Annotated in this window: 6 protein-coding genes; 1 reads left to right on the top strand and 5 read right to left on the bottom strand. The window is 63.8% G+C overall.

Annotated elements, in window-relative coordinates; all coding sequences use genetic code 11:
• Window positions 1–18: 18 nt before the first annotated feature.
• A complete protein-coding gene (locus F4Y72_09725) occupies window positions 19–1,449 on the bottom strand; it encodes an FAD-binding oxidoreductase (protein MXZ28567.1) in 1,431 nt (476 codons plus the stop codon).
• Here F4Y72_09725 and F4Y72_09720 point away from each other — a divergent pair.
• On the top strand, window positions 1,382–3,814 hold the full coding sequence (locus tag F4Y72_09720) for a TonB-dependent receptor (GenBank protein MXZ28566.1): 2,433 nt from the start codon (window positions 1,382–1,384) through the stop codon (window positions 3,812–3,814). The two genes, F4Y72_09725 and F4Y72_09720, sit on opposite strands and share 68 nt — an antisense overlap.
• A 78-nt stretch (window positions 3,815–3,892) precedes the next feature.
• Here the strand turns inward: F4Y72_09720 and F4Y72_09715 are convergent, their stop codons facing one another.
• The 4 genes from F4Y72_09715 to F4Y72_09700 are packed head-to-tail and all read right to left on the bottom strand — an operon-like array spanning window position 3,893 to window position 7,146.
• A complete protein-coding gene (locus tag F4Y72_09715; protein MXZ28565.1) occupies window positions 3,893–5,113 on the bottom strand; it encodes a M20 family metallo-hydrolase in 1,221 nt (406 codons plus the stop codon).
• A 31-nt stretch (window positions 5,114–5,144) separates the two neighbouring features.
• Window positions 5,145–5,666: a hypothetical protein gene (locus tag F4Y72_09710; GenBank protein ID MXZ28564.1), complete on the bottom strand. Its 522-nt coding sequence runs from the start codon at window positions 5,664–5,666 to the stop codon at window positions 5,145–5,147.
• Window positions 5,667–5,696: 30 nt separating this feature from the next.
• Window positions 5,697–6,428 (bottom strand): SDR family oxidoreductase, encoded by a 732-nt coding sequence (locus tag F4Y72_09705; GenBank protein MXZ28563.1) that lies wholly within the window; start codon window positions 6,426–6,428, stop codon window positions 5,697–5,699.
• Window positions 6,429–6,438: 10 nt separating this feature from the next.
• The gene (locus F4Y72_09700) at window positions 6,439–7,146 is read right to left on the bottom strand and encodes a hypothetical protein (protein ID MXZ28562.1); all 708 of its coding nucleotides are present in this window, start codon (window positions 7,144–7,146) and stop codon (window positions 6,439–6,441) included.
• Window positions 7,147–7,155: the final 9 nt, after the last annotated feature.

Below are 7,155 nucleotides of genomic sequence, written 5' to 3'. Positions count from 1 at the left end.
TGCCGCCCAGAGTGCCGGTTAGGCGGAGATTACGCGGCCGGGGTTGAGGATGCTCTTGGGGTCGAGTGCCTGCTTCAGGCGCCGCATCAGTTCGAGTTCTTCCGGGCTCCGTGACAGGTGCAGGTAGTCGCGCTTGAGCACGCCGATGCCGTGCTCCGCCGAAACCGAGCCGCCGTGCGCGCCGGTGAGCCGGTAGCCGATATCGAAGATGGTCTCCAGATCTCCCTCGCGGCGCGTACTCACGAACAGGTGCAGGTTGTTGTCGCCGATGTGCCCGAACACGAGATTGATGGCGTCCGGCAGCGCTTCCTTGAGCTCCGTGTCGAACTCATCCAGGAATTCCGCCATCTCGGCGATATCCATGCTGACGTCCAGGCTGGCGTAAGGCAACAGGTCGGCGGTGATTTCCGCCACGCCGTCGCGGATGTTCCAGAAAGCCTGCCGGTCCTTTTCCGATTGCGCTATCGCCGCATCATCGATCAGTCCGGCCTCCAGCGCGCCGGCGAGGACTTCCTCGAATCGCCGGCTGTCCGTTTCCTGGTCCGAGCCTTCCGCTTCCACCAGCGCGTAAATCGGGTAGTCCTGGTCGAAAGGCGAGCGCAGGCTGTCGCTGTGCCTGATCACACGGTCGAAGTAAGGCGACCACATGACTTCATAGGCGCTGACCGAGCCGCCGAGTTTGCCCTGCAGCTCACGTAGCAGTCTGACGGCAGGATCGAACGAGCGCACGGCGCACAGGGCGGTGCAAGTGCTCTCCAGCTTCGGATAGAGACGCAATACCGCGCGCGTAATGACACCGAGCGTTCCCTCGGTGCCCACGAACAACTGCTTCAGGTCGTACCCGGCGTTGTTCTTGAGCATCTTGTTTAGCGAACTGATGACCGTGCCGTCCGCCAGCACCGCTTCCAGCCCCAGCACCAGGTTGCGGGTCATGCCAAATCGGATTACCTGGTTGCCGCCCGCATTGGTGGCGATCGCCCCGCCGATATGACAGGAACCGCGCGCGCCGAAATCCAGCGGCAAATGAAATCCCGCATCCCGCGCCGCTTCCTGGATGACCTGCAGCGGAGTGCCCGCCCAGGCGGTAACGGTCATGGCGGCTGTGTCCAGCTCTTCTATGCCGTTGAGCCGCTCGAGCGAAAGCGCCAACTCGCCCGCCTGCGGGGTGGCGCCGCCGGCCAGGCCCGTCATGCCGCCCTGCACGACAACCGGCTGCCCGAGTTCGTGGCAAGTGCTCAGCACGTGGGACACCTCCTCCGTGGAGCCGGGGCGCACCACCGCCGACGGCCGGAAAGCGTTTTCCGCGGTGAAGTCCACGCTGTAGCGCTCGCCCACGGAGTCGCCGGTCATCAGGGAATGACCCTGCCGGCTGAGAACTGCGATGGTGTTTTCGGTGAGAGGTTCGCTCAAGCGTGAACTCCGTCTGCGCCAGCCGCGGCGGCAGTCCATTATGGCGCAATGGGGGCGGAGACGGAATGAAGTGCGCTTGATTCAGGCCGGGAATTGTGGAGAATCACTAGAACGGTCAGTATTAGGGGACGCCAACATGCTGAAGTTTTCAAGAAACTTTGCGTGGCTTGGATCAATAGCTGCGATATCGGCATTTTCCATTTTTCTACTGCCAGCAGGGACGGCGACAGCACAGGAGGCCGCCGCCGGGGAAATCGAAGAGATTGTCGTGACCGCGCGGAAACGCGCGGAGAGCCTGCTTGAGATCCCCGAGTCCGTGTCCGTGATCACCGGTGCGGACATCGACCGGCAACAGATCAAGGGCCTGGAGGACGTGGGGTTTCAGGTGCCCAACCTGAACCTGTCGATGCGCCTGGACGGCTTTCCCAATGTTTCGGTGCGCGGCCTGGGCGCCTTTGGCAACACCCAGGGCGTGGGCTTTTATCTCGATGACGTTCAGTTGTTTTCCGACGCCTCGTCGCGTTTCGGCGACCTGGAACGGATCGAGGTGTTGAAAGGGCCGCAGGGCACCCTCTATGGCGGCAGCAACATCGGCGGCGCGGTCAAATTCGTCAGCGCGCGCCCGGACACGGAAGAAGCGTTCGGCCGGGTCAAGGGCGTGGTGGGCGACCAGGGCATCTTCGACGTGGAAGGCAGCCTCAACCTGCCGCTGGGCCAGGGCGACTGGGCCATGCGGGTGTTCGGTTTCTGGGCGACCAACGACGGCTTCCTGCACAATCCCAACCCGACGCGTCTGAACGGAATCGCCGGCGACAACGACGAGGACATCGGGGCCACGGAAGAGACCGGCGTGCGCGTTTCGCTGGCCGGGCCGCTGGGCGACAACCTTTCGGCCTATGTTTCGGTGCGCTCCAATGAATACGAGGGACCGAACAACACCTGGATACGAGAACTCGACGAGAGTGACCTTCAGCACCACAACGAGGTGCCTGCGAGTTTCAACCCGAGGCACGAGCGCAACACGACTTCGGCCATGGTGGAGCTGACTTGGGAAATGGACGGCTACGACATCACGACGGTTTCGTCGTGGACCACCACTGAGAGTTTCCGTTTCACGGACCTGGACCAGAAGGAGGAGTACCTGCTTTCGTTATTCCGGCCCGAAGACATGGATGTGCTCACCCAGGAAATCCGCTTTACGTCGACGGATGAAGGGCCGTTCCAGTGGCTGGCGGGTGTCTACTACTCGCGTTACGACGAGAAGATGGACTCCGACCTGGTCTGGTACGACACGGTCATCTATTCCGGAGGCGAGATCAGCGGACCTCTGGGCTGCGCCGCGGGCTCGATGTGCAGCGGCGTCTGGGCCGGCGAAACGGTAACCGAGGCCGAAGAGCTGGGTGACGTCGCGTTGACGCCCTTCGAGAAACGGATGCGCGACAAGAGCCATCTCGCCGGATTCATGAACGGGACCTACGACCTGGGTGACTGGGAATTGAGCCTTGGATTGAGGGGCGACCACTGGAACAACGACACCTTGCGCTTTACCGACGGCAACATGGCCGACGGTACCTCGAGCGAAACGGAGTTGCTCCCCCGGCTGTCGCTTACTCGCTGGCTGGGCGACGGCTCGATGTTGTACGGCACCTACTCGCGCGGCTATGAGCCGGGCGGCTTCAATATCATCGAGGATTTGCCCAATTTGACGTCATTTGACTCCGAGGAGGCGGTCAGCTACGAGGCCGGCTGGAAGGGCCGGATGATGGACGGCCGCGTGACGGCATCGCTGGCGGCCTTCTTCATCGACTACGACCGCCGTCAGATCGAGACCCAGGTTCCGTCCGAAGTCGGAATCGTGGAGCTGATCAACAATGTGGGCGACTCAAAGCAGTTCGGCCTGGAAGCGGATATAAGGGCGGTGCTCAGCGATCAGCTTTCGGTGGCGGTTGCCGCCGGCTGGACCGAAGCCGAATGGGACAGCGGCACCCGGGTGTTCTCCGGAGACGACTTCAAGGACATCGGCGGCGACACGCCGCCGGTTACGCCGGACTTCAACTGGAGTCTGGCCGCGGACTACGTGCAGCCGCTGGCCAACGGGATGAACTTCAACGCCAGCGCGCAGGTCAGCCACAACGGCAAGTACACCGGCTTGCGGCTGTCCGATCCGGCCGGCGTGACCGTGGTCAATCCCAGCTTTACGCTGGTTAACGCTCAAATCAGCGTTTCCAGTGAGCGCTGGGAGTTGGCGCTGAACGTGGAGAACGTCCTGGACGAGGACTACTACACCGACGTGCAGACCTTCCCGGATTTCTTCTTCCTGGACGGCGACGCGGACGAGATCATCGTGATCGGCACGCTGGGACAGCCGCAGCTCATTACCGCGAGCGTCAGCTACTCGTTCTGAACGGAAACTGAAGCCCCAACAATACGAAAGCCCGGCGACCCCGGGCTTTCGTCTATTGGGGACGCCCTCGTTGCCGGATTACGCGGAATCGATGATTCGCTCGACCGCGCGCGCCAGCACCTTCAGTCCCAGCACGATGTCTTCCTCGCGCGTATCTTCCGAGATGTCGTGGCTGCGGCCGCCGATGCTCGGCACGAACATCATCGCGGAGGGAATCAGTGGCGCCAGCATCGTGGCGTCGTGTCCGGCGCCGCTCGGCATTCGCATGCTGGATGCGCCCAGGTCGCCGGCGGCCAGCTCCAGGTGGCGCAGCAAGGATTCGTCCATAGGGTTCGGACGGATGCTCGCGCCCGCGACGACTTCCGTAGAGACTCGGTGCCGCTTCGCCAGGCGCCCCGCGCTTTCGCCGATGTATTGCCGGATGCGGTCGATTACGGAATCCGAAGGATCGCGATACTCGACGCCCAACCGGGCCTGACGGGTCACCACGTTGTAGGCGCCCGGGTCCATCGCCACGATCCCCAGGTTCCAGACGGTCCGGTCGCTTCCCTCTTCGCTGCAGAAGCGCGCGAAATCGTCGGCAAAGGCATACAGGGCAGCGGCCGCGTCCCGGCGCAGTTCCATCGGGGTGGTGCCTGCGTGATCGGCCTGGCCCGTGAAAACGACTTCACAGCGGGCCACGCCCACGATGTCGGTCACCAGTCCGATTTTCCTGCCGGCGGTCTCCAGTACGGGGCCCTGTTCGATGTGCGCCTCGAGGTAGGCTGCGTGGCGCCCCGGCTCGCAGCGCAACAGCTCGCGCCCGTCGTAGCCGGCCGCCTGCAGCGCGCTTTCCAGTTTCTCGCCCCGTTCGTCCTTGAGCTTTCCGATGTCCGACTCGTCCACTCTGCCGGTGAACGCCGCGCTGCCCAGCAAACCGGCGAAACGGCCTTCCTCGTCGATAAAGGAAATGACCTCAATGCCCAGTTCATCCGAGCGGCCGCCCCCCACGTACGCACGGGCGATCTCCAGCCCGAAGATCACTCCCATGGAGCCGTCCAGCCATCCGCCCTTGGGCACCGAATCGGTGTGCGATCCGATCAGTACGTGTTTGCGGCTGCCGGGAGTGCGCCCGGCCACGCTGCCGATTCCGTCGATCTGGGCATCCAGCCCCGCAGCCCGCATTCGTTCCAGCAGCCAGTCGCGAGCGGCCAGGTCCTCGGGCGTGAGCGAGCGCCGGTTGACGCCGGTGCCCAGCCTGCCGAACTCCGCCAGCGCGCGGAGGTCCGCGAGCATCCGCTGCGGATCGATCGGCAGCATAGGGCCACCTTCCGTTTGCGGAAGGATCAGGCTATTTCTTGCGCTTCAGCTCGATCGTGGTGTGGTTCTCTTCGCTGATCTTCCCGTCCTGCATGCTCCACCAGCGGGTCGTCAAACGATCATCGCCGTGGAAAACATATTCGGCGTGGCGCATGTGATTGGCGTCGGGCGAGGCCAGGTTCGTGACGCTCTCGAACTTGAGCTCGAGGCGGTACTCGTCATCCGTGGCTATCACTTCCATGCGGGGCTGGTTGCCGGCGGCGCAGTAGTGCGTCATCAGCACCCGGTCGCCGTCGGCGTGGTACATGTTGACCATTTCGTATCCTTCGGGACTGCCGGGCGCCATCACCTCCACCAGGGCGGAACCGGCCGCCGTGACCCGGAAGGTGGAGCCGATCATGTCGGACTCCTCACCGTTCTCGTCCAGATACACCCAGTCGCCTTCCAGCGCGGCGAGTTTCTCCATCACGCTCTTTTCGTCAGCCGCGGCGGCGCCACCTGTCAGCATCAACGCCAGCAGCGTCGCGCCCGATATCGCAGTTCTGATTTTCATAAGTGTCCTCTCTTCGGTTTTTTTGGTCAGTCAGTCCAGCAGCAGGCCGCCGGATATGTTGGTAATTGTGCCTGTCATGTGCCCGGCGGCATCCGAGCACAGGAAATCGGTCATGGCCGCGCACTCATCCGCAGTGCCGAGCCGGCCCAGCGGCGCCCGCTCGGCCAGTTCGGCGCGCCTCTCCGGGCCGAGACGGTCGAGCATGGGCGTATCGATCGGGCCGGGCGCGATCGCGTTGACCCGTATGCCGTCGGTTGCCCACTCGCGGGCGAGGTAACGGACCATGCCGATGATTCCGGCCTTGGCCGCCGTGTAGGCCGGGCCGGACAATTCGTTGCCGCCGTTGATCGCGTTGGTGGACGAATACATCAGCATCGCGCCGCGGGTCTGCTTCAGATGAGGATGCACGGCGCGAGCCAGCAGAAACGTCGAAGTGAGATTGACGTCCACGACCCGGTTCCAGTCATCCAGCGAAACGTCCACGAACGGCCCCTCTCCGGTGATACCCACGGTGTGGACCACCCAGCGGGGCGGTCCCAGTTCCTCGGCGCAATGCGCGACAGCTCTGGCCACCTGCGCTTCGTCGGTTGCTTCGGCCGGCAGCGTCAGGCCGGCGGGCGCCTCCTGCCCCGGCAATACCATCGCTCCCACCGCCAACCCACGCTCAACGAACCGCTGCACGACCGCCGATCCGATCCCGCCGGCCGCACCCGTTACCAGCGCGCACTCCGCCGTGCTCGTCAAACCGCGCTCCCCGCGGATTCAATCAAGGTCAGGCGGCCTTAGGTACCACCAGCGCGGCCTGTATGCCGTCGAGCATGCTCCAGCGCAGCGAAGCGGAAGCCCGAACCGCGGCGATGGCGCGCTCCTGGAGAGCCTCGGTGGTGGCATAGCGGTCGGTCAGCTCCAGGCCGATGTGGGCGTGTTCCTCGTCGCCCTCTATGTGCACGTGAAAGAACTCCATGTCCTCCTCGCTGAACCCCATCTTGCGCATCGCCTTGACATAGGCCGGATACAGCGTGGGCAACTGGCCTTCCAGCGCAACCATGATGCCGGCGGCCGATTCGGCCAGGTGGCGAATCGTGGACAACTCCCAGATCCAGGCGCGCATGGCCCTCGTTGTGGGAAGGATTTCGTCGCGCAGGTCCGCGTTGACGACGTCGTCCCGCGTCAGACCGCAGGCCTCGGCAAAATTGATCAGCAGGTCCGGATGCCGTTTTTCCGGCGTGTCCGGCATTTCCTCGCCCAGCAGGTTCTCCAGCAGGTGCTGACGCGCATCGAGATCCGGCAGCCGTGCGTAGAGCGCGGCGAACTGCTGCGGGATCGGGGCGATGTAGTAATAGTGCTGCACCGCGTAACGTCCCAGTTGTTCGCGGGACAGGGCGCCCTGAGCCCACATCCGGCTGAACGGGTGGCCGCCGCCGTGGCGCGGCTTGCGCGCGGCTTCCAGTGCGTCGAAAAAGTCTTGTTTGTTCAACATGAGTCAGTT

The organism is Gammaproteobacteria bacterium, from assembly GCA_009838035.1.
In the GTDB taxonomy this organism is placed as follows: domain Bacteria; phylum Pseudomonadota; class Gammaproteobacteria; order Steroidobacterales; family Foliamicaceae; genus Foliamicus.
The sequence above is the reverse complement of the archived record's forward strand: the minus strand, read 5'-3'. Positions and strand labels throughout refer to the sequence as shown.

Excerpts from the sequence above, each read along its gene's own strand:
- F4Y72_09720 (MXZ28566.1), top strand. The coding sequence starts at position 1,382 with ATGGTGTTTTCGGTGAGAGGTTCGCTCAAGCGTGAACTCCGTCTGCGC.
- F4Y72_09725 (MXZ28567.1), bottom strand. The coding sequence starts at position 1,449 with ATGGACTGCCGCCGCGGCTGGCGCAGACGGAGTTCACGCTTGAGCGAA.
- F4Y72_09715 (MXZ28565.1), bottom strand. The coding sequence starts at position 5,113 with ATGCTGCCGATCGATCCGCAGCGGATGCTCGCGGACCTCCGCGCGCTG.
- F4Y72_09710 (MXZ28564.1), bottom strand. The coding sequence starts at position 5,666 with ATGAAAATCAGAACTGCGATATCGGGCGCGACGCTGCTGGCGTTGATG.
- F4Y72_09700 (MXZ28562.1), bottom strand. The coding sequence starts at position 7,146 with ATGTTGAACAAACAAGACTTTTTCGACGCACTGGAAGCCGCGCGCAAG.